Below are 23,591 nucleotides of genomic sequence, written 5' to 3' on the forward strand. Positions count from 1 at the left end.
ATGGATTAGTATGGTCAGAATGATGACAGAGTACATTTCTCTGTCCTGGATTGAAGAGTGATGTTGTAATGTCAAAGAATGCAGTTGATAATCATTATCATTCATGATATATTGTTCAATAGTAAACAAAATATAATAAATTATTTAAAATCACTTTATTATTAAAACAATATTTTTGTTTATAAGTAAACAAGGAGCGATCACAAGATGACTTCAAAAGATCGAACAAAACAGTTGCTTCATGACCAATTTATCCGTTTTTTACATGTATATGAGAACCACAAGGATACAGAAATCGAGCATTTCCTAAGTGTCGCACAGCGAGAAAGCATCGAGAACATTCCTCAGCATTTGACCGCGGTTCATATGATAGATTGCATAGGCAAGCATGAACCTATTAACAACACAGGTATTGCCGAAGCCATGAATTTATCCAAAGCGAGTATCACCAAAATTGGCAACAAACTGCTGGAGGAAGGTTTCGTCAAACGCACAAAGATGAATGACAACAAGAAGGAGAGTTATTTCCGGTTGTCATCGCAAGGCAAAAAGATCTTTGAACTGCATGAGCGTCTGCATGTGCATGAGACTGAACGCTTCTACCGTACTCTTGACAAATATACGGAAACAGAGCTAAAAGTAATTCATCAATTTCTTCAAGACAGTAGCATCAATATTGAATCCAGATCGAACGAAGGAGAGTGAGGCATGTGAGTCTGGCGGAATTGATCAGGGCACGCAGAAGCATTCGTAAATGTAACTCTACGCCGGTGGACCAGGAGCTAGTTGTTGAATTGCTACGCAAGGCTAATCGGCTTCAACCATTTGGTGAGACTGGCTCGTGGCGTGTGGTATATGCCGGAACTCCAGAAGCACGCCAACGGTTGGTGGACTGCATGCTTGAACAGATGTCGCAGAGCAAGATTGGCAAACTGATTCCCGGGAAACTTATGGATGTTTTCAAAAAGAGAGTTACCGATATTCCTGCCCACGTCATTGTTATGTCGAATGTAGGAACGGATCGTCTGACCAATGACCGCAATTATGCGGCTGCCTGCGGGATGATGCAGAGCTTCCAACTGCTCGGATGGGAACGAGGGCTAGGAATGCTATGGGATACAGAATCCATGATTCAGCATGAAGGATTTTTCAAGGGAATTGGCCTGCGCGAGGATGAAAGATTTGTTGGCATTCTTCATATTGGGTATTTCGACAAAGCGCCAAGAAGTCGAAAAAGAACGCCAGCCGAGCAGAAGTGGACCGTATTACGAGGTCAATCTACATAGAATAGGAGGATGTAAAAATGAAATTGTCAGATCTGCAAGGGGACATGGGCGGTCCGATTGAGTTTTTGGATCGACCGGTGTCGCAGGATCTTATCCTTGAGTTGCTCAATCATGCCGTATGGGCGCCAAATGATGGACTCCGAGAGCCGTGGCGATTTATCTTTGCTGATAACCGGTATGGGGACATCATGCAGGGATTGCAGAAGCAAGCCCCTGCGTATCTTCTGGTCTTGGTGAATGCAGAGACGGATCAACATAAGCGGGAAGAGGACTTTGCGGCGGTCTGCTGCCTCATTCAGAATTTCCGCTTGTTGGCTCATGAGCAGAGTCTGGGTGTGCGCTGTACCTTGCATGACTGGATGTACGACCCAAGCCGTACGGAAGTGTTTGGTGTACTGAGTAACGAGCGTATTGGTGCGGTTCTGGAATTGGGATACGGTGCAAATCAGTGGAAAGGGAATACTGAGATACCTGAGACTCAACTTCATTTTGAACTTCTCTAGTGGATATAAGGAATGTTTAACTTCACTACATTTAGGAAAACCGTAACAAAAACCACCCGCTATGAACTGCACCTCCAATCGTTAGATAGCCTCCAACAATAGAGATACAGCTCACCGAACGCGTGGTTGTGATTTTCCTTTTCCTAACGGAAGGAACTGAATTTCTGCTTATGTTTTTACGGAAGGGCAGTAATCACGATATCATCCACGAAAGCTGTGTTGTCCCCGGTTCCCGAAGTTGCCACAAACCGGATTTGATGTTTTCCCGGCTTGATGAGCTGAAAGGAATTCGTGGTGAACTCAGCATAAGCACCGCTTGTCGGTATAAATGAACCGAGCAACTGATTATCCATGTAGACATCAAAGGACTGTTGACCCCCAAAATTGCTCCGCTTCGCAGACTGAAATTGAATGGCATAGTTGCCTGCTGGAAAAATCAGCGATTGGCTGAACTCGCCCTGCTTGCCATTCAGGGTCTGCAAATACGCAGCTTGCGTGCCTTCCGGTGCGTCGGAAGCACCGAACACACTGCCATTGCGAATTCGGCCTGCATTGTTTTTGAAGCTCCAGCCGTCACCGCTTGCCACGGCTACTCCGTTCTGGGACGTGACGGTTGGACTTTCGAATCCGCCATGTTGCAGAGCGGCATAGTCAGGAACGGCAACCTTTTCTATGGAAACCTGATCAATAAACGTTGCACCTGTGCCTGTCCCTGTTGCGGAAAATAGAATCGTATGCGATCCAGGTTCAACGGTAAACCAATCCGTAGTGAAGGATTCGTAGGTGCTGCCGGACGGCGTAATCGTTGCGACCGTTTGCCCATCCACTTCAATCTGCACCGGTTGAGCTTGCCCTGCATTCTGAGCGGCAGCTTTCAGGTTCATGACGTAGCTGCCTGCTGGAAACGTCAGCGACTGTTGAAATGAACCATGAGCGCCATCTTGAATTCGAACAAATGCAGCCTGAACCCCGGCGGGTGCTGGAGTAGAAGTCATGCTGCTGCCACTTCGCAATATCCCCGCCTGATCATTAAAGCTCCATCCAGCAGTTATGCCGCTCACCGTGCCCGACGGATCAGTAACCACAGGTGACTCAAAGCTCGAATTGGTGATATAAGGGTCTTCCGGAGTCTGTGGCAACGTAATTCGTACATCATCGATAAAAGCCGTATTGTCACCATCCGTCGTTGTGGCTACAAACTTGATCGTGTGTTTGCCCCCAGCGCTCTCGAAGGGCTCCGTTCGGAAAGTTTGGAAGTTGCCGGATTCAGGCCGATACGAGCCAATAACCTGATCATCGAAATAGATGTCAAAGGACTGCGTGCCCCCAAAGCTGGTGCGTTTGGCCGCCTTGAATGACATTTGGTATGTTCCCGGCTTGAAATGGATCGACTGCCTTATCGTGCCGGAGACGCCGCCATCCGTTTTCAGATAACCTGTCTGTACACCTTGAGGCGCAGCAGTAGCCTGGAATGGACCGTTGTTATGCTGCACGCCGGAGCGACTGTCGAACACCCATCCGTTGGTCATGGGTCCTGGTCTGGCCGATGTGGTAGCCGGTTTTTCAAAACCAGCGTTGAAGAAGGTGACCACAGGAAGCTCATCCGGTATTTCGGGGTTAACAAAGCAACGCTTGTCTACGCCGGGAATCGGATCGCCCAGCATGGCGCTTGAACAGGCAACGCCGTTTTCCTGAATGGAATAATTAAATAATCCGTCTGCACCGTAAGCGACAACCGCTTTCCCCTGAAAATAACACTCTCCGCCGTTTTCGATCATGCACAGCTTATACCCGTCCGGAGCACTGCTGATTTGTCCAATCTGATACAGGGAGGACACCGTGCCGGATGGTTGCAAGCCATCTTTGAATGCTTTGGCTTTGTAGAGTGCAAGCGAACCTTCGTTCAGAACAATCGGTCTGACATACAGGGAGGACTGGGCTGTAGGTTCGCTGCCGTCTGTCGTGTACCGAATTTGCGCTCCGCTCGTCGTTGTCTCCAGATAGAGCATTTCGGAGCTAGGGAATATGTGCCGATCCAGGCTGAATGTTGGAACTTCAACTTTACCCGCCTGTGACGATGGCAGTACGCGTATGAGGGCAACACCATACGCCGATGGATCGGCCGTGCTGGTTGCGCGAACCGCAATCAACGTTTCATCCGTCACCTGAGGTGCCTGATATACGCCGCTGCTACTGTTAATGGTACCGTTGTTTTGTCCAACCACGCTCCAAGTCACACTTCCGGTATTATCGATTACTTCTGCCCCAAGCGTGATGGAATCACCTGAGCGAACAGTAGGATCAACTTCATCCAGCTTGACCTGAGTCTCGGCAGGCCGGGTCGTGTAGATGATTACATTGTAGTCTCCATCCACGTTGCTGTCTGTCAATGAAGTCCCTCCTGGAAAAGTTGCTGCAACCGGAGGAAGAATCGCGTTGGCTTCTTGAACAATATCGTTGTTGTATACAAATTTGCGGAACGTTTGATTCACCGCAGTACTGCCAAAATTCAGCTTAATTTCTTTCTCAGTGCCGGCTTTGGTCTCTACGAGCACGGTATAATTGCCATCGTCGCCTCTGAACGCCGCAGCGCGTACATCGGTCGAACCGCCAGTGTCCACAGGCAGAACCTCGCTATGCTCAGGAATATAGCGATTTAGCATGCCTGCGATATAAAAGGTTTTGCGAGGGGTCAGCCCCAGTACGAGCGCATCCCACATCGTATATGTGCCGTTCGTTCCACCGGTAGGATCATTGGTCCAAACCCCGCTTAACTGCCACATGAGGGCTGATTTCACACCCATATTGGCGGTTTGGATGACGGAGTTCGCATATCCCGCATCCCAATTGCTCGCCTGATCATCTGCCCACCCGAATTCGGTCAGATGAAGCGGCTTGTCGCCAACATACCCTTTCCGCAGAGCAAAAGCATTGCCAAGCCCTTCATACGATTCCCCATATACATGGAAGCTGTATCCATCGATGGCATCATCCGCATATTGTTTCATGTACTCAATCCAGGCCGGAGCGCCCGTCTCTTCAGGACCCCAGATTTCGATCAGATCGCGCAGACCATCCGCAGTCAGCCTGGCACTTGTTTTATTTACCATTGCAGCATAATAGGCTTTCTGGTCACCAGGAGCCTCAAAGTCCCAACTGCCGTTCGGTTCGTTATAGAACGTCAAATACTTCACGTTGTCGTAGCCCCGGTTCAGTATCAGTTCCTCCAGCAGGGCAGAGGCAGAAGCGGCATAAGCATCCAAGTCAGCTGGCGCACTCATCCATGGATCTATGCCCGGTATTGTAAACCAGTCATGCACAGTCGATCCGACTTTCCAACCAAAGTTCAGCTCAATTTCGGTTCCCGCAGTCTTGAAGGCGTCGAGATATTTGTAGAAAGCTTTCATTTTTGCACTGTCCCACGTATAGGTTCCTTTCGCAGGTTCCATCCAGTCGATCTGAAACCACACTCTGGCCACCTTGGGCTGAATGGTCTGAATTCGCTTGTTGTCTACCTCCCAATGGGCTTCCGAATAGCCGTATTGAGTTTGCCCGGGCATCAGGGCCGTGGGAATGGTGTTGACGCCGACGCCGAGAAAATCATCCTGAATCACATCACTCGTATCCATCGTAATCGTGTGGCTGGTACGGTTCAGATTCTGGCTCTGGCTCTGATTCGCGTAAATCAGGGAAGGAGCGGGAACAAACGAAGCGAGCATGGTGGATATAAGAAGCGGAATTGCCCATCGTGAAGCTAAACGACCGGATCTACTTTTCATCTCAGCTCTCCTTTTTCATGTTTTACCGCAACGGTTACTCCATGAGGTGGTTCATGTCAGTCGACTTGCGGCACTTAAAATGATAGCGTTTACAATATAAGTCAGATTTGAATTATCCATTGAAACAGTTGAAAAAAAAAGCGGCTGAGGTTGAACAAAAAGAAGCCGGGTTGAACGATTCTGCTCGGTAAAGGGCCTTTACGAATACAAATGTGCATTTTATGCTTTCATTAGAAAGTGTTTCGTCAGAAACATGAAATGATCGTCATTTGCAACGCCCATGGAACTGTAAAAATAGGGAGGGTCCAATAACATGTCAACTAATTCACACTCTCCCATCACTGCGCTTCGGGTTTCCGACAACGGTCGCCATCTGGAAACGTCGGAAGGAGTCCCTTTTTTCTGGCTCGGTGACACGGCTTGGGAACTTCTGCATCGTTTGAACCGGGAAGAGAGTGAACTGTACCTTCGTACAAGGGCCAACCAGCGTTTCACGGTCATTCAAACGGTACTGCTGGCCGAGTTCAGCGGTACCACAACGGGCAATGCTCAAGGCAGACTGCCTTTTCATATGGACAGGAACGGTCAACCTGAACCAATCCGTCCGGATACCGATGGACCTTACGCCTATTGGGATCATGTGGACGCCCTGTTGAAGCTTGCAGGCAACCTTGGGCTGTATGTTGCACTGCTTCCGACTTGGGGTGACAAGTTCAACCAAAAGTGGGGGAAAGGTCCGGAAATATTTACACCGGAAACGGCCTTTGATTACGGCAAATGGCTGGGAGAGCGATATGCTGAATATCCTCAGATTATCTGGGTACTGGGGGGAGATCGTCCTCTGGAGACGAAGCTTCATTTCGATATTGTCACGTCCATGGCACAGGGGCTGAAACAAGGTGGTGCCCGGCAGCTAATGACATTTCATCCACCGGGATGCGATTCATCTTCTCGCCAACTGCATGATGAGCCGTGGCTTGATTTCAACATGATTCAATCCGGACACGGGGAGCGGGAGATTACCAATGATAGACGTGTACAGCAAGATTATGAACGTAAGCCGGCGAAACCCACGCTGGATGCCGAGCCTTGTTACGAGGATATTCCTGTCGGCTTTCGGGGGGAACAAGGTTATTTCGATGCAGCAGATGTGAGGAAAGCTGCGTATTACGCTTTATTTGCCGGTGCGCTGGGTCATACGTATGGACACCATTCCATATGGTCAATGTACCAAGGCCCGCATGATCTCATTGAATCGAACAGCCAAGGTGATTATTTCATTATGCGCTGGCGCGAAGCATTGCATCGTCCTGGAGCGGAGCAGATGCGCCATGCGCGTGCTTTACTCGAAGGGGAGCTGGGGCCGGATTGGAGACCCAATTCGAATCTGATTCATCAGAACCGCGCAGGCGCAAATCATGCCGTAGCTGCGCAGAGTAAATATAACGCTTACATTTATCTGCCCAATGGCTTGTACGTCGATGTCGTCATGGGGTATATTGAGGGCAAGAAAGCAAATGCCATGTGGTTTTGCCCCAGAACAGGTGTTACGACAAAGGTTTCTTCAGATTCAGATTCTACAATACCGAATCAAGGCATTAAACGTTTTGCAGCCCCAACCAGCGGAAGAGGGAATGACTGGATTTTGATTTTGAAGGGGGTCTAATGCATGTATAAGGTGATGATCGTAGAGGATGAAATGCTCGTTCGCATCGGACTGAAAAATTCCGTCGAATGGAGCAAATTCGGCTTGGAGGTTACAGCCGATTTCCCGGACGGCCTGGCCGCATGGGATTATTATGAGCGCGAGAAACCCGACGTGGTCATTACCGATATCAGTATGCCCAGAATGGATGGAATGGAGCTGATCTCCAACATCCGCAAGCAAGACAAACATACACGCGTCATTGTGCTGTCATGTCTGGAAGAATTTGAATTGGCTCGCAAAGCACTGACACTGGATGTTTCCAGTTATATTCTTAAACTAACCATGACCGAAGAAGAGATTGAGCAGGTACTAACAGGGGTCAGGGAAGAACTGGATCAGCAGCATATCCCACCTCAATCGCAAAAGACAGGGGCGGCGTCTCCGGATATGGAGCTTGTGAAGGAAAAGATGTTTAAAGATTTTATGTTCTATCGCATTTTCTCAACGCAGGAATTCGCCAGATTCGTCTCGGAAAGCGGTCTGCGCCTTTCGCCCGTTCGTCTCGTCGTGTGCGTAATGGAAGTGGATCGATATGCCTCGCTCAAGGAACGTTTTCGGGATGAACACGGCCACTTGGTCAAGATGTCGCTGTTAAACATTTTAAGTGAGATCATGTCAGGTTATAAACGGGGAGAGGCGGTTCAGATCAACGACCGGCATTACGCGCTTGTATTGCATTATGCCGATATACTGTCTGAACAAGCCATCGTGCAGGAACTTCGGCAGTTGCTCGAACATGTTCAGGATACGATTCGTCATTATTTCAACAGTACCGTTTCGTTCGGGATCAGCAGCATCAACGGGGGATATGACTCGCTGCCGAGACAATATGCCGAGGCACAACGCGCATTGCAGCGTAAATTCATCACCGGCCCCGGACAACATCATCAAGGAACAGGGCGTGCAGACCATTCAGGCGTGCTTGGAAGACTTGAACGGCTTCGAAGCCATACACCTCTTCGGGAATTGCTTCTCTCGCTCAAACAGAAAGAATACGACGAATTCCTGGATGAGATTGAACGCGGCATGAACGAAGAGCGAAAATCAATGGAGATCACCATTTACCAGTTTGTGCAATGGATTAATACGAATGTATACGATCATAACAATGAAAAAACGCTGCTGCTTAGCATGACCGAAAAGTTGGAAATCTGTGACACGATGCCGGATATGCTTGACCAGGTCGTTATCTATATTGATACGTTGGTTGAATTGTTTCGCAAGCGCTTACAAATGAGTGATGAGATTACCCGTGCCATTGAGTACATCAAGCGTCATTATACCGAAAACATCAGTCTCCAGATGGTTGCAGACCATGTAGGTCTAAGCATGGGGTATCTCAGCAACCTGTTCCGGAGAGAGCTGCAGATCACTTATATTGATTATCTGAACCGTTATCGGATTGAACGCGCCAAGGACCTGCTTGCCCAAAATCAACTGCGCTCTTCCGATGTGCCGGCTCTGGTCGGCTTTTCGCCCGAGTATACGTATTTTAGCAAGGTATTCAAAAGAATCACGGGTCTTAATCCGAACGAATATCGGCGCCAAACGACGCTCAAAGACAGAGGGTGACATGAATGAGGACATCCGTCAAATCCCTGTTTGTCTCCAGACAGCTCCGAACACAGCTTATTCTGTATATTATGGTCATCAGCCTCGCCGTACTGGCGGGGGCTTCTTATTTTATTTATTCCTTTATGCAGAATATGATCAAAATCCAGAACGAACGATTGCTCTACCAGCAATTCCAACAGCTTGACCATAACATAGGCGGCCTGGTGAAAGAGATCGATCGCCTATCCATGCTTTTTCTGCGGGATGATCACATTCAGCAGTTTTTGTACAAAATTTCGGAGAAAACGGAAGAGGAATTTCTCGAATCGAAAAACGACGTGCAGCGGGTGATTGCCGATTTCATCGACAACTACAACTATATTGACTCGATTTATATTACGGCGGACAATCTCGGGGCAGTAGGAGGTAGTCAGAAGCGGACGCTCGTTTACGATCGGGACGCATGGCAGCAGAGCTTCTTTACTTCCGAGCCCTTCCGTCAAACGCTCGAACAGTACCCTCATCTGGTTATGCATTCCGGGATCAAAAAATCATTCTACAATCCCTATCTGACCGGAGAGGACGATGGTTACCTGATCAGCCTGATGCGTGGCACGCGTGCCATCTATGATCCAACAACAAGCGCCACGCTGATTTTTAATATCGATGAACGGTATCTATCATCCATTTACGCTACGGCGCTGAACAGTGAGGAAGGCGACATGTATATCGCTAGCGCTGACGGAACCATCATTTCGGCCAGTGAAGCGGATCGGGTGGGTACGCAGAGCCACTTCACACCGGGTGCGGAGCTGACGGACGGAGCTTACGGAAGCCTGGATGACGAAAAGGCCGGACGCAGCATGCAGGTTGTATATTACAAACTTCATGACGGCGGGTGGTACCTGCTGAAAGAAATTCCGCTCAGTCAGTACGCAGACCAGATTCTGGGCGTTCAACGAATGCTTGTACTCGTGTTCACGATTAGTGTGCTCGCAATATTCATAGCCTCCTATTTCTGGCTTCGCAAAATTATTAAACCGCTCAACCAATTGTCTAGCAAAATGAAAGACATGAGCCGCGGTGAACTCGGGGTTACCGTCGATCACGTTCCGAATAATGAGCTGGGCACCGTCATTCGCCGCTTTAATGAGATGTCGCTCAGCATGGTAGAACTCGTGGACAAAAACAATGAGATTCAGGAGAAAAAGAGGGAGCTGGAACTGGAGGCATTGCAGTATCAGATTAATCCGCATTTCCTGTATAACACCTTGAACATGATCCGCTGGATGGCTGTCATTGTGAAGGCGGACAACATCGTAAATACGATTGTAGCACTGGGCAATATATTGCGCCCTGTATTCTCCAGCAAAGCCTCCATGTGTTCTCTACGGGACGAACTGTCGTATCTGGACAATTATCTGAAGATCATTAACATGCGATTCAACAATAATATTACATTTACGATGGACGTGGATGAAGAGTGGATGGATTGTCAGGTGCCTCGTTTTATCCTGCAACCTCTGCTGGAAAATTCCATTGCTTCCGGCAGACAGAGCGAAGATTTTGCCATTCAGATTGGAATTACGGCCTCGGTCAACCAGGAACGTCTGATGCTGAGGGTCACCGATTCCGGCGTCGGCATGGATGCAGAGAGCATCTTAAAGTTAAACGAAAAGCTGGCCAAGGGGGAATCGCCCAAATCCACTGTTGGCGGGAGCGGAATCGGACTGAATAACGTCAATAAACGGATTCGTTTGTATTATGGACCGGACTTCGGCATTCATTTCGTTCCGGCCGATCAGGGCGCAGAGGCCATCGTTACCTTGCCTGTACATCGATTATAGAAGAGGAGCTGCGGCTTCGAATGATCCATGCTCTCGTGAGCTTCGCCGAAAGGCAGCACATGAGGGCGTTTTTTTCATATTGGAGCACTGTTTATTCGTTCAAGCGGAGCCTCAAAATTGTTCAAGTCAGCTAGCGGGGAAACTTTGTTTTTTTCAAGCAGATCCAGAGATCTTTCATTCAAGGGCAAAAAAGAAAGCGTTATCATGTGAATAAGCCAAAACGAAAGCACACGTACAAAGGAGAAATTCATATGCAACGTACCAAGACCCTGAACGGAGCCGTAACCCAAAGGACCGGCAAGCTGAATCGCAAGGACGGCATACACCTCCTGCTTCTGGCAACACCATTTGTACTGTTTACGCTGGCCTTCAGCTACGTACCTTTATTCGGATGGATCTACGCATTCTTTGATTACAAACCAGGCATTCCGCTTCAACAAACCCCTTTTCTGGGGCTGGAAAATTTCCGCAACATGTTGGATGATTCACGGATGGGGCCCGTGCTGGCGAACACGCTGGCACTAAGCTTGTTGTCCATTGCAACCGCCCCCGTACCGATGCTGCTTGCCATACTGATCTCGGAAGTCCGCTCCGGCTGGTTCAAAAGGCTGGTGCAGACCGTCTCTACACTGCCGAATTATATTAGCTGGATCATCGTATTTTCCCTCGCATTCAGCATGTTCAGTACGGAGGGAGCCGTCAATTCCATCATGATGAAAACGGGGATCGGAAGTCCACCCTTGGATATTCTCGGTAACTATGACCGGGTATGGACGGTGCAAACCTTGCTGCTGCTGTGGAAGTCCGCAGGATGGAGCGCCATCATCTATCTGGCTGCCATCGTTGGCATAGACAGCGAACAGTACGATGCTGCCAAGGTGGATGGAGCCGGGCGCATGCGTACGATCTGGCACATTACGCTGCCAAGTATCATGCCAACCTTCATTGTGCTTTTGCTGCTCTCCGTCAGCAACCTGCTGTCCGCAGGGTTTGAGCAATATCTCGTATTCAGCAACGTCATGATTGCAGACCGGATCGAAGTGCTTGACCTCTACGTATACCGGCTCGGACTGGTGACAGGTGACTACTCGTACTCGACAGCTGTGGGCATTTTCAAAACCGTAATTAGCGTTCTGCTGCTCTTCAGCGTCAACATTCTATCCAAGAAAGTTCGCGGTCAAGGCATCGTCTGACCCCAGGGAAAGGAGCAAAACAAACATGCGCACACAACCCGCAGGACAGACGCTTCGTCCCGTCCGCCATACCGACTGGAAAGACCTTACGTTCACCCTTTTTAATTACATCGTGCTGTCCTTGCTTGTCATCATCACCATCTATCCGTTCTATTATATCTTCATCTATTCGATCAGCGACCCCATCGAGGTCCAGAAAGGGGTATATTTCTGGCCAGCCGGCTTCTCCCTTGAAGCATACCAAGCGACGGTGAAATTGCCGGGTATCATGGACGCAGCCATTGTCAGTGTCTCCCGGACCGTGCTCGGAACGTTGATTACGGTGTTCTGCTGTTCCTTCTTTGCCTATCTCATTACCAAAGAAGAGATGCCGTTCCGCAAAATCATTTACCGTTTTGTACTGATCACCATGTACTTCAATGCAGGCTTTATCCCATGGTATCTGACCATGAAAACGTATGGATTGCAGAATAATTTCCTCCTGTACATCATTCCAAGCGCGATGTCGGGCTTTAACATCATCTTGATCAAAACGTTCATCGAACAGCTACCCGCATCCCTGGAGGAATCGGCCAAGATCGATGGGGCCGGCTACTTCCGCATCTATCGCAGCATCATTTTCCCGCTGTCGATGCCGATTATCGCCACCATTGCCGTATTCTCCGCCGTAGGCCAGTGGAATACCTGGTTCGACAACTTTTTCCTGGTGGAAAATCCGAAGCTGCAAACGTTGCAACTGGTACTCTACAACTTCCTGAATCAGTCCAGTAACCTGTCCAACATGACAACAGATGAGTTGACCCGCGGCGATGTTGTCCGAACGCTCACACCGCAGTCCATTCGCATGACCATTACGATGCTTGTCACGCTGCCGATAGTCCTGGTGTATCCGATGCTGCAGCGGTATTTTGTCAAAGGCATCATGATGGGAGCCGTCAAGGGCTAAGGTAGTACATGGTGCAATCACACCGGATTATCCGGCAATCGCCGATAATTATAGAAGAAGAAACAGGAGGGTTATGACATGAGAACTAAAAAGTCGTTCCGTCAAGTAATTGCATTGCTCATGATGACGTCCTTGCTGCTGGCAGCTTGTACGGGCAGCGGTTCGGGAACGGGCCAGACCAGCACAGGCGAAACCGGTTCGTCAGATACCGGCTCGGACAAAGACCTCGTAACGCTGCGAGTACTCATCATGGAAACCGGCTCCAAGTGGAATACGCAGCAGAACAACGAAGTGGCCAAGGCTATTGCCGAGAAGATCGGTGTCAAAATTGAATACGTTGAAGCAGATGAAAACAAATTCAATGTATTGCTCGCTGGCGGCGATCTGCCCGACCTGGTACGTACGGACGTGAACAAATATCAAAAACAATTGATTGAAGGGGATCTAATCGTTCCACTCGACGACCTGCTCGCTACATCCGGCAAAGACATTACGGCGAACATCGGTACTGTGGTCGAATACAGCAAAAAGAACTGGAGCAACGGCACCGGAAACCTGTATTTCCTGCCTCCCCAAGTTCAATCCAAACCGGGCACTTCCATTGCGCCAATTACCATAGGCCCGACGATTCGTTGGGACTGGTATAAGGAGATTGGCACCCCGGAAATGGCCACGATGGATGACTTGCTGGACGTTGTAGGAAAAATTGTGGAAAAGCACCCGCAGACCGAAGACGGTAAAAAAGTGTACGGCGTGTCCATGTGGCAAGATTGGGGATTATGGCCTTATACGATTCCGCCAATCATCTTTACAGAGAATGTAGGCACTACAAGCGACCTGACTGCAGCCAAAGTTGGCGGCAGCGATTTCATCAGCAACTTGACTGACGAATCCTCCAACTTCTGGACTGCACTTAACTTTTATAACAAGGCTCAACGCAGAGGATTACTCGATCCGGATTCCCTGACGATGAAGAACAATGACTACATGGCTAAGGCAACTGCAGGACAGATCGTTGTTGGCCCCGCTACCTGGGCGATGGGGGATTTCAATGCACAGCATGCCAAGGATGGCAAAGGATATCTGGTTGTACCTGCCGGCAAACTGGCCTGGACGGGTGCAGTCAATCCGCTCGGATGGCAGGATAAAGCCTACAGCATATCCAAAACATCCAAACATCCTGAAAAAGCGATGGAATTCCTCAATTATATATACTCCTATGAGGGTGCACGCACCATGTATAACGGCGTAGAAGGCAAGCACTGGCAGATGGTTGACGGCAAACCGACACTCACGGACGAAACACTCGCATTGAAAGCAACAGGCGGAGCTCCATACGAAGCAACCGGACTTTCGCTGGATCGCAACATCATCGGTCTGGGCGGCGACATGGTCAATCCCGATGACAAGATGCCGGTCGACCTCTTTACCTCGGAGGAGGCGCTGTCCAAAGCGGCCACCGCGCTTGAGAAAGATTTTGCAGAACACTATGGCGCTTCTTACTCGGGAGAGGTATTCAAAAATTGGATCGATCAAGGCAAACTAAATACGTTCACCACCTGGATGGACGGCATGACGGACGAGGAGATCGTAAAGCGGAACACCGTTCCAGGCGTAACCTTGGACGACAAACTGAAGAAACAGGAAGCCGAACTTAAAGAACTGGCTGCGCGCGAAGCGGCCAAAGTTATTCTTTCCAAGGATGAACAGGCATTCGAAGCAAATAAACAGGCTGCACTTGCGGCATTCAAAAAAGCAGGAGCAGATGAGTTTACCGCCTGGTATAACGCCGAAGTGCAGCGGCTTCGTCAAGCTCACGGGCTGTAATACGACTTCGCTCGCAACGACAAGCGTCATGAAGAGGGGCTAAAGCTGTGAAGTTTTAGCTCTTTTTCTTTTAAAACATTCAGTCAAACGGGAGTTGATACAGCCGTGGAGCACATTTTATCGACTGGCGGGAGGGATCTGCCGACGGAACGGAAAGAGAGCGCTGTTCGGACAGAAGCATTCACGTGGCATGCCTCATGGATCTGGGGAGAAGGCGAGGACTGGCCGCGCAATGAATGGCGTTGTTTTCGCCGGGAATTCGAATGGCATCATGGGGACCATGGAAGCGCTGAGGTAACCATCACAGCAGATGCCCGATATGTGTTATATGTCAACGGAGTGCTGTGCGGAAGAGGACCCAATCGCTCTTGGCCTTTTGAACTTAACTATCACGTGCATGAAGTGGGCCATCTGCTGCATTCCGGTCGTAATACGCTGGCTGTACTTGTTATCAGCTATGGTGTAGCTACGTTCGCGTATCTGCCGGGAAGGGCCGGGCTTCTCGCTCAACTGGAGTCAGTTCGCTATGAGGCTGACGGGGGTTACCTGAGAAGAGAACTTATTGTGGGTACAGATACATCCTGGCAGACCGCTCTACATGACGGATATGAACGAAGGTCGGCGCGCATGTCCTGTCAGCTTGGCTTTGCCGAACAGGTGGATGCTCGCTGCTGGAATGATCGTTGGCAAGGAGTAGACACCTTGCCGCTCGAAGAGCAAGGCATTTGGACTCCTGCCCGCATCATCGGCACGCCTGGCGATGCGCCATGGGAATGTTTGGTCGCAAGTGATATTCCGGAACTGACGGAGCAAGAAGTATGGCCTGTCCGGGTGGAATCATTGAAAGAAGCATCTCTAGTGTCCTGGACGCATGTGCTTGATGTACGTGAAGCGATGGAGCCGACAAGTCGGATGCACGCCAATCCGGTATCCTTTGCCGGTTATGTCATAGCGGTCATTCGGGCAAGTAGCGAAGCCGAAGCGATTGTCGGATTTTTCAGCTCGTTCCATGCTCTTCGCGGCATCACGCTTAACGGCTCATATTACCCTGCATCAGATATGGAGGGAGAACGGCCGCGCAGGCTTCAGCAGGTTAGATTGCGGCAGGGAGAGAATCTGCTGCTGATCGAGCTGGCAGGGCAGGATCATGGCGGAGGACTGCACTTTGGAATCGACTGCGATGTTCCGTTTACGGTTGTATCGCCATTCGATGATGCGCCAATAGGCAACACACCGTTTATCCTGATTGGTCCGTTTGCCACCCTCGTGCATATCGAACACCAGCCGGATCATGATCCCATCCGTGCATATCAGGGCTTTGGCGGCGGTAGGCCTTTGGACGAGAAGGCATTTCCGGATGCCGAGGTATATCTGCGATGCCGCAGCTTGGCTTCCATCCCTGAACTTGCTCCATTCCGCAGCTGGATGAAGCCATTTCCCGAGAGGCTTAGCTCGGAAGCTTCAATCTTTGTGTCCAGCATCTGGAAGATGCAGGAGCAGGCGCGTCCCGTTCCTGCGGACTTGCAGCAGGTATGCGTCGCCAATCGGCAGCCGGCAATCGTGCCGACAAGCTCTGGCGGAAGGAGCACGGAGCTGATTCTGGACTTTGGCCGCGAATGGTCGGGCTATCTGCGATTCGAGGTCGATGCGGGGGAAGGCACCGTCATCGACGCGTATGGCTTCGAGTATATGGACAGCGACTGGCGACAGGATACCTTTGGTGTGGATAATACGCTTCGCTACGTATGCCGCGAAGGCAGACAACGCTACGAATCGCCGATTCGGCGCGGACTTCGTTATCTCATGCTTACCATACACGGGAATGCGAGACCAGTGCGACTGTTCGGCATTAGCCTTGTGCAAAGCAACTATCCGGTGGCAGAGATCGGCCGATTCCATAGTTCGGATGCAATGCTGAATGACATTTGGGAGATCAGCAAGCATACCACCTTACTGTGCATGGAAGATACATTTGTGGATTGTCCCACATATGAACAGGTATTTTGGGTTGGCGACAGCCGTAATGAAGCACTCGTAAACTACTATCTATTCGGTGCAACGGATATCGTAAAACATGGTCTGCAGCTTGTTCCGGGATCAAGCCGGCAAACGCCTCTCTATGTGAATCAGGTGCCTAGCGGCTGGAGCAGTGTGATTCCGAACTGGACGTTTTTCTGGGTCACCGCTTGCCTTGAATATGTCCGTCATACAGGAAGCAGGGACTTTGCAGCGAAAATCTGGCCAAAGGTAAAGTTCACGCTCGATCACTATATCTCACATATCGATGCCAGAGGATTATTGTTCATTGAAGCCTGGAATCTGCTGGACTGGGCACCAATGGAGCAGCCGAACGACGGAACGGTCACCCATCAGAATGCGATATTTGCGCGCACGCTGGCAGATGCGGCCCAATTGGCCGAGTTGGCAGGTTGCGCAGAAGACAGCCCCTACTACTGTTCTGCATCGGAAAGAGTGGCCCACGCCATAAACAGTTATCTATGGAGTGAGGGTCGGCAGGCTTATATGGACTGCATCCATGCCGATGGCTCTCTTTCCAGCACCTATAGTATGCAGACGCAGGTGATGGCGCTGGTTACCGGCATTGCAGTTGATGAGCGAAAGGAGAAGCTCAACGCGTATTTAACATCGCCACCTGATGATTTTGTAACCATAGGAAGTCCGTTCATGACGTTTTTCTATTATGAAGCGCTAATGATGAACGGCAAGACGGATCTAATGCTCCGGGACATGAGAGAGAAGTTTGGGGAAATGGTGAAACATGAGGCGACCACTTGCTGGGAGATGTATCCGGGATTTGCCGAGAATCGGCCCCATCCGAAATACCTGACGCGCAGTCATTGCCACGCCTGGTCGGCAGCACCAGGTTACTTTTTGGGAACATCCGTGCTCGGGGTTTGCCCGATGGCAGACGGTTGGACACGAGTTAAGGTTGCCCCCCAGCCTGGCCATCTGCAATGGGCAAAAGGAGCTGTACCTCTGCCTGGCAACGGAAGGATCGACGTGAAATGGGAGATTAGGGAAGAGGAAGGTAGCGAGTCCACGTTTCATATGGAGGTATGTGCTCCGAAAGAAATTGCAATTGTGATGGAAGCACCTGAAGGATACCGACCAGTACTGGTACACAGGACATTATGAGTGCACATGCAAAGCGAAACTGATCAAGAATGGAGAGTTAGCGCGATGACACACATCTCATATTACCGTTCAGATGAAACTAAACGCTACCTGGACGAAGTTCAGGACGAGGCCTACGCCCGTTCCTCGCTGCATGGGGATGCATGGGTGGAGAAGGACAGCCGCATCCCAATCCGCTGTACGACAGACAAAGTGCAAATTTCAATAGCATCCCGCCATGCCGATGCAGAGCCATCCCCTGATTTCACATATGCCAATCACCACAACGTTCGCAATTCTGCCTCCAAAAAAACATTACTTCTGTCCGGAATCTGGCGAATGAAGGGAGGCGAGGCGGCTGATCATGGAGATCCGGCGCCTGCAACGGGCTGGTATGGACGAAAAGCTCAGGCAAGTGAAGGAATGCGGGAACGCTGGTACGAATCGGCTCACGATCGGAGCGATTGGCTGGAAGTCAGCGTGCCCACAACGGTGCAAAAAGCGCTGGTTGATCAAGGGCTGCTCGAAGATCCCCACTGGAATACCAATACGATCGATGAACTGGAGAATCACGGCATGCCTGAAGAGATCCCCGTTTGGTTCCGCAGGACACGCGTGGAATGCATGGAATGGTGGTTTGCTACTTCATTTGAACTGCCTGAAGAATGGGTGGGAGACCGACTTTCCTTGCAATTCAACGGGATCGACTACTCGGGCACCGTATTTCTCAATGGCGTATCACTGGGACATCATCAGGGCATGTTTGGCGGTCCGATTCATGACATTACAGACTTGGTTCGATGTGATGAATCCAATGTGCTTGTCGTTCGACTGGACCCTGCACCTCAAAGCTGGAACGGCCTGATGAAGCCCAGTCCGGGCTTTGGCTGGCATTATGGACACCTGATTTCACTCGGCATCTGGAAGGATGTACGGATGGTGGCCGAACCGGACATAGCTTTGCTTGATCCGTATGTTGTAACCCTGTCCCACACCTCGGATGAAGCTGTGCTTCACTTGGAGTTTACGGCTGAGAGCAGTCTCATTGAGCAAGTGGAATTATCCATCAAAGGCTGTATCCGGTCGAAGAAATCGAAAACGGGTGTGGATTCATTTGACCCTGATAACCAGACATTTTGCCAAAGGGATACCCATTTTAGTTATTCCATTGAAGTGCCATATGGTCGCAGCAAATTCAGTACCGTGATCAGACTGACTGATCCCGAGGTTTGGTGGCCGACGGGTTACGGGGAACAGCCTCTCTATGAGCTTGTGTTAACTGGATCCAATTCTGAGCCCATTAACGTCGGAGAAGCTCACACGTCTTTTGGCATCCGTACAATTGAAATGCGTCCTATGAACGATGCAGCACCGGAAACGGAATATCGCTGGCAGTTTGTCATCAATGGCGAGCCAATGTTCATCAAAGGCGCGAACTGGTGTTGGCCTGATGCCATGCTTGACCATCAGAATGGGCAGTATGAACGACTGCTGGAGCTCGCCCGCAGGGGAAATGTGCAGATGCTCCGGGCCTGGGGCGGCGGCTTGGTGGAAAGTGACGAATTTTATAATCTGTGTGATGAAAAAGGCATTATGGTTTATCAGGAATTCCCGCTCTGCTGGGGTCCACCCGATTCACCACTGACGGACCTTGGCGTTATTGACCGCCAGACCACCATTTCAGTAAAACGGCTCAGAAACCACCCTTCCTTGATCATGTGGGGGGGCGGCAATGAAAACGGCAATCATGGCGGTGCAGACGAAGGATTATTTTTGGTCGGAAAAAGATGCCGCGGATACGATCCGTCCCGTCCGTTCCATCGAACCGATCCATGGGGCGGAAGTGTGCATAACTGGAACGTATATCACGGGGGTGAATCCCTGGATGAGGCAACATTAGCGATGCCATCGGTATTTTACGGCGAATTCGGCATTCCAAGTCAGACCAATATTTTAAGCTGTCTGCGCTATATGCCGGAAGAAACGTTGGCGTCATTTCCTCCAACTGAGGAGAGCAGGGGTTGGAAAGCGCATTTTCACCAGTTCGGTCTGAAGGATGTCATTAAAGTCATGCGCTACGCGGCGTACGGACCGATCCGTAACTGGCAGGACTACATCACGTATTCTCAGACCGCTCAAGGTGATGCGATTCGACTGACCGCTGATGTACAGAGGGCGGGAACAGGAAGAGATAAGAGCGGCTTCTGGTACTACAAATTCACGGATTGTTTTCCCGGACATTCGTGGGCGGTGGTCGATTATTACGGAACAGCCAAGCTTTCCTATTATCGTGCCAAACAGGCTTCACGTCCGCAAAATGCCTTCATCACCTGCACCAAACTGGATGCGTGGCAGCCAGGTGAGATATTCCGCGCAGCAATGCATGTCGTGAACGATTCGCGTAACGCTCTTATCAATGCAGCTATCCAAGTCTCGATGTACGATAGTCAATTAACCGAGGTGATGAATTGGAATTATCCGGCTCTAACCGTGAAGACCGGGCTGGCGAGCTGCATCGATCAACTGGAAGTCACGTTGCCGGAAGAATCAGCAATTCGGCCGTTCTTGATTGTCGTCGCGCTTCATGAAAGCAATGGAGATCTTGTGTCCGATCAGTGGTATTGGTTCAATGCCCAGCCGAAGACTCCTGAGTTGATCACGTTTGAGAGAGAGCACCGCCATCAAGCAAACGAATATCCTGGCGATGAGGCTAAGCAGGCATTTGCATTGTACGCCGAACTCTCCGATGCACCGCTGCGTGAACTTCCGCGCACTGCGCTTGAATGGTCTGTCGAGACCCAAGACCAGAACGGCTTCATTGTCATTCGAAACATGGGAAACGTGCCTGCGATTCGAGTGATGATTCACCATTTTCCAGACGAGTGGAGTTGTTATCTGGATGACAATGATTTTGGACTACTTGCGGGAGAAGAAAGACGCATCCCGTTTGAAATCGGGCCTGACGTGATGCTGGACGGCATTACGGTAAGTGCCTGGAATGCGTTTGAGATATCCCAAAGTGGCGTGCCCGTCACAAGTAAATCGTGCTGACTGACAGGAAGGAGCGACAACATGACATCCATGGAGAATATGGCGGAATTGAAGGAAAAATCAGTATCTGACGAATGGTGTGCCCAGTGGATTACACGCCCCGTAGTCCAGCCTCATGACTGGATTTCATATCAGGCGGAGGTCATTCTCAGCGTGGAAGAAGGCGGTGCAGCATTTCTGTTCGGTTATCGTGACGAAGGCAATCACTGTGGTATTGAACTGCTTGAGTCTGAAGAAGATGCACAGCAGACACACGTGTACATTTACCGCGTTGAAGAAGGCGTACGCCAGGATTTGGGGAGGATTGTTTTACCTGCACTGCACAAACTTCCTCCACGTCTATCGCTCAAGATAAGTACGGAAGCCGGGGAATGGCAAGTATCCATCGATGAACATTACACGTATCGCTGCATGGCAGCAGATTATGAAGGAACGATTGCATTCCGGACGACAGACGGGCAAAAGGCAACCTTCCGTGATCTAAAACTCAGCGGGAGTGATGGCCGCGTGCTGTACTCCAACCGCTTTTATGATCCGAAGACGACTCATTTTACCACAGATACGATTAGCCCTTCGGGGAATGGACTCGTGCTTGAGGAAAATATGCTGTCGATCTGTGAGGCACCCCTTCCTGTTGACAGCCCTCTGTTTCGCAAAACATTTGAATTGCCATCGTCTGCACTCCAAGCCAGATTGCGCATCTATTCGGTAGGCTGGTATGAGCTTTGCATCAACGGGAACCGGGCGGACAACCGAGTTCTGGCTCCAGCCAATTCACCGTATTCCCGCAGAATGCTCTTTGACACCTATGACGTGACCCATCTGATTCAAGACAACGATAACGTACTCGGCGTGTGGCTCGGGAATGGTTACCATTTCAATTATTCAAGGTGGGGATGGAAATGGAATCAGGATAAAGCCTTTATCCTACAATTGGACCTCCAGTTTGAGGATGGCAGCAAGCGCACCATCATAACGGATGAATCTTGGTCATTCGCGTCAAGCCCGATACTTTCCAATGATATCTATGACGGAGAGTCCTATGATGCACGACAGGAGTACATCGGTTGGGATCAACCGGAATTTCTTGAAAACGGAAATTGGTCGAGGGCTGTAACTGCCGAACCACCTGTCGGCAAGCTTGAAGCGAACATCCAACCTCCTGTTGTACCTCACAACCCGGTTGAGCCCATCGCTGTCTTAAGGCCACGTCCTGGCGTGGGCATATACGATTTTGGTCAGAACATGGCAGGGTGGGTTCGCATTCAGGTAACAGGCCCGGAAGGCAGTCAAGTGCGGCTGCGATACAGCGAGCTGGTCGATGAACAAGGCAACATTGATCCCTGGACGAATCGAAATGCCAAAGCAACCGACACATACATTCTCCGTGGGGAGGCGGAAGAACGTTATGAACCTCGCTTCACGTATCACGGCTTCCGTTATGTGGAAGTCAGCGGTGAAATAGATCATCTCTCCATTCAGGCCATTCCGATTCATGCAGACGTAGAGCCGGCAGGCAGCTTTGAATGTTCAGATGAAGGGCTCAATCAGCTCTACAGTAATATTCGATGGTCGTACCTCAACAATCTGGTCAGCATACCCACGGACTGCTGTCAGCGAGATGAACGTACGCCTTGTCTCATGGATTCTGCTGTTGTGGAGGAAGCCGGCATGCACCATTTCAATATGCAGAATTACTATCGCAAATGGCTCGGAGATATTGAAGAAAGCATGACCAACCCGGACTGGAGCGGGGACAAAGTGTTACTTCCTTGGCGTCTCTATCAGCATTATAACGATCTGGATATCTTACACCAGAGTTACCCGTCCATGAAAGCATATATTGACCATCTGCATCAGGTATGGCCAGAACACCAAGTGAAGGAGGGCTTTGGGGACTGGTGTCCTCCCAATGATGATGGTTGGGAAAACTACTTCCACGAAGTCGAACTGGTGAATACAAGTATTTACTATAAAATCACGTCCATTGTTGCCGAAACGGCGTTGATCCTGGGCTTGAGCGCAGATCATGAGTATTATTCGGGGCTGGCTCGGGACATCAACCAGGCCTTTCATCGCCATTGGGACGTGGGGAACGGCGTTTACAGCAGCGGTTCCCAGACCGCTCAGCTTCTGCCGCTCGCGTTTGGCATGGTGCCAGTCAAAGAGCGGACCTCAGCCGCAAAACGGCTTGTGGAAGCTATTGGGGAACACGACGGTCATCTTCATACAGGTATTTATGGCACCAGATATCTCATTGACGTACTGGCGGACTACGGATACATCGATGTTGCCTATGAGCTTCTGAGCAAGAAGGAATATCCCGGGTTCGGATACCAGATTGAGCGCGGAGCCACGACGCTCTGGGAACAATGGAGCGAGAAAGGTGGCATGCATTCCCATGACCACGCCATGTTCGGGGGCATCAGTGTTTCTTTTTACACGCGGCTGGCTGGTATTAGGCCCGACTCACCCGGTTACGAAAAAATATGGATTGAGCCGATGATTCCCTCCAAGTTGGAAAGGGTGAGCGCTTCGCTCAGGACGGCACATGGAACCATTGCGGTAGCATGGAAAAAAGACGATTCAGGTCTGCACATGGAGGTGACGATCCCTGAAGGAACTACAGCCACATTTGTCGTGCCTCCTGATATGGTAAACGCTACCAATCTACGCCGTTCTCACACATTGAACCCGGGACAACACATCTTCTCCGTCCCTATCGATACGATCCGATAAAATATGAAGCGAAGGGGAAATAC

The 23,591-nt window shown here is 50.1% G+C and carries 13 protein-coding genes; 12 read left to right on the forward strand and 1 reads right to left on the reverse strand.

What is annotated here, in order from left to right; translation table 11 throughout:
• Window positions 1-207 precede the first annotated feature (207 nt).
• The 3 genes from ACTHPG_RS10785 to ACTHPG_RS10795 are packed head-to-tail and all read left to right on the forward strand — an operon-like array spanning window position 208 to window position 1,789.
• Complete coding sequence (locus ACTHPG_RS10785) at window positions 208-705, forward strand: MarR family transcriptional regulator (protein WP_440389243.1); 498 nt, start codon at window positions 208-210, stop codon at window positions 703-705.
• Window positions 706-710: 5 nt separating this feature from the next.
• Window positions 711-1,286 (forward strand): nitroreductase family protein, encoded by a 576-nt coding sequence (locus ACTHPG_RS10790; RefSeq protein WP_440389245.1) that lies wholly within the window; start codon window positions 711-713, stop codon window positions 1,284-1,286.
• Window positions 1,287-1,303: 17 nt separating this feature from the next.
• Window positions 1,304-1,789 carry a nitroreductase family protein gene (locus ACTHPG_RS10795; protein ID WP_440389247.1) on the forward strand — a complete coding sequence of 162 codons (486 nt, stop codon included), beginning with the start codon at window positions 1,304-1,306 and terminating at the stop codon, window positions 1,787-1,789.
• A gap of 176 nt (window positions 1,790-1,965) precedes the next feature.
• Here ACTHPG_RS10795 and ACTHPG_RS10800 read toward each other — a convergent pair whose 3' ends face one another.
• Complete coding sequence (locus ACTHPG_RS10800; protein ID WP_440389248.1) at window positions 1,966-5,568, reverse strand: FN3 associated domain-containing protein; 3,603 nt, start codon at window positions 5,566-5,568, stop codon at window positions 1,966-1,968.
• A 313-nt stretch (window positions 5,569-5,881) separates the two neighbouring features.
• Between ACTHPG_RS10800 and ACTHPG_RS10805 the strand changes: the two genes are divergently transcribed.
• From ACTHPG_RS10805 to ACTHPG_RS10845, 9 genes are all read left to right on the forward strand, one after another.
• On the forward strand, window positions 5,882-7,234 hold the full coding sequence (locus ACTHPG_RS10805) for a glycoside hydrolase family 140 protein (protein ID WP_440389250.1): 1,353 nt from the start codon (window positions 5,882-5,884) through the stop codon (window positions 7,232-7,234).
• Window positions 7,235-7,237: 3 nt separating this feature from the next.
• Window positions 7,238-8,848: a response regulator gene (locus tag ACTHPG_RS10810; RefSeq protein ID WP_440389251.1), complete on the forward strand. Its 1,611-nt coding sequence runs from the start codon at window positions 7,238-7,240 to the stop codon at window positions 8,846-8,848.
• Window positions 8,849-8,853: 5 nt separating this feature from the next.
• Window positions 8,854-10,677 (forward strand): cache domain-containing sensor histidine kinase, encoded by a 1,824-nt coding sequence (locus ACTHPG_RS10815; RefSeq protein ID WP_440389253.1) that lies wholly within the window; start codon window positions 8,854-8,856, stop codon window positions 10,675-10,677.
• A gap of 251 nt (window positions 10,678-10,928) precedes the next feature.
• Entirely contained in the window at window positions 10,929-11,870 is a 942-nt protein-coding gene (locus tag ACTHPG_RS10820; RefSeq protein ID WP_440389254.1) for an ABC transporter permease subunit, read from the forward strand.
• Window positions 11,871-11,895: 25 nt separating this feature from the next.
• On the forward strand, window positions 11,896-12,816 hold the full coding sequence (locus ACTHPG_RS10825; RefSeq protein WP_440389257.1) for a carbohydrate ABC transporter permease: 921 nt from the start codon (window positions 11,896-11,898) through the stop codon (window positions 12,814-12,816).
• 78 nt (window positions 12,817-12,894) lie between these two features.
• Window positions 12,895-14,643, forward strand: a complete 1,749-nt coding sequence (locus ACTHPG_RS10830; RefSeq protein ID WP_440389259.1) for an extracellular solute-binding protein — start codon at window positions 12,895-12,897, stop codon at window positions 14,641-14,643.
• Window positions 14,644-14,748: 105 nt separating this feature from the next.
• Window positions 14,749-17,799: a family 78 glycoside hydrolase catalytic domain gene (locus tag ACTHPG_RS10835; RefSeq protein ID WP_440389261.1), complete on the forward strand. Its 3,051-nt coding sequence runs from the start codon at window positions 14,749-14,751 to the stop codon at window positions 17,797-17,799.
• Between the two features lie 45 nt (window positions 17,800-17,844).
• Window positions 17,845-20,829, forward strand: a complete 2,985-nt coding sequence (locus ACTHPG_RS10840) for a glycoside hydrolase family 2 protein (RefSeq protein ID WP_440389263.1) — start codon at window positions 17,845-17,847, stop codon at window positions 20,827-20,829.
• A gap of 21 nt (window positions 20,830-20,850) precedes the next feature.
• Window positions 20,851-23,568, forward strand: a complete 2,718-nt coding sequence (locus tag ACTHPG_RS10845; protein WP_440389265.1) for a family 78 glycoside hydrolase catalytic domain — start codon at window positions 20,851-20,853, stop codon at window positions 23,566-23,568.
• Window positions 23,569-23,591 lie beyond the last annotated feature (23 nt).

Origin of the sequence: Paenibacillus sp. SAF-068 (genome assembly GCF_051967555.1) — a bacterium.
Taxonomy (GTDB): Bacteria; Bacillota; Bacilli; order Paenibacillales; family Paenibacillaceae; genus Paenibacillus.

What these genes read in the sequence shown, in the direction of transcription:
- ACTHPG_RS10785 (WP_440389243.1), top strand. Translation starts at nt 208, where the DNA reads ATGACTTCAAAAGATCGAACAAAACAGTTGCTTCATGACCAATTTATC.
- ACTHPG_RS10795 (WP_440389247.1), top strand. Translation starts at nt 1,304, where the DNA reads ATGAAATTGTCAGATCTGCAAGGGGACATGGGCGGTCCGATTGAGTTT.
- ACTHPG_RS10800 (WP_440389248.1), bottom strand. Translation starts at nt 5,568, where the DNA reads ATGAAAAGTAGATCCGGTCGTTTAGCTTCACGATGGGCAATTCCGCTT.
- ACTHPG_RS10805 (WP_440389250.1), top strand. Translation starts at nt 5,882, where the DNA reads ATGTCAACTAATTCACACTCTCCCATCACTGCGCTTCGGGTTTCCGAC.
- ACTHPG_RS10810 (WP_440389251.1), top strand. Translation starts at nt 7,238, where the DNA reads ATGTATAAGGTGATGATCGTAGAGGATGAAATGCTCGTTCGCATCGGA.
- ACTHPG_RS10815 (WP_440389253.1), top strand. Translation starts at nt 8,854, where the DNA reads ATGAGGACATCCGTCAAATCCCTGTTTGTCTCCAGACAGCTCCGAACA.
- ACTHPG_RS10820 (WP_440389254.1), top strand. Translation starts at nt 10,929, where the DNA reads ATGCAACGTACCAAGACCCTGAACGGAGCCGTAACCCAAAGGACCGGC.
- ACTHPG_RS10825 (WP_440389257.1), top strand. Translation starts at nt 11,896, where the DNA reads ATGCGCACACAACCCGCAGGACAGACGCTTCGTCCCGTCCGCCATACC.
- ACTHPG_RS10830 (WP_440389259.1), top strand. Translation starts at nt 12,895, where the DNA reads ATGAGAACTAAAAAGTCGTTCCGTCAAGTAATTGCATTGCTCATGATG.
- ACTHPG_RS10840 (WP_440389263.1), top strand. Translation starts at nt 17,845, where the DNA reads ATGACACACATCTCATATTACCGTTCAGATGAAACTAAACGCTACCTG.
- ACTHPG_RS10845 (WP_440389265.1), top strand. Translation starts at nt 20,851, where the DNA reads ATGACATCCATGGAGAATATGGCGGAATTGAAGGAAAAATCAGTATCT.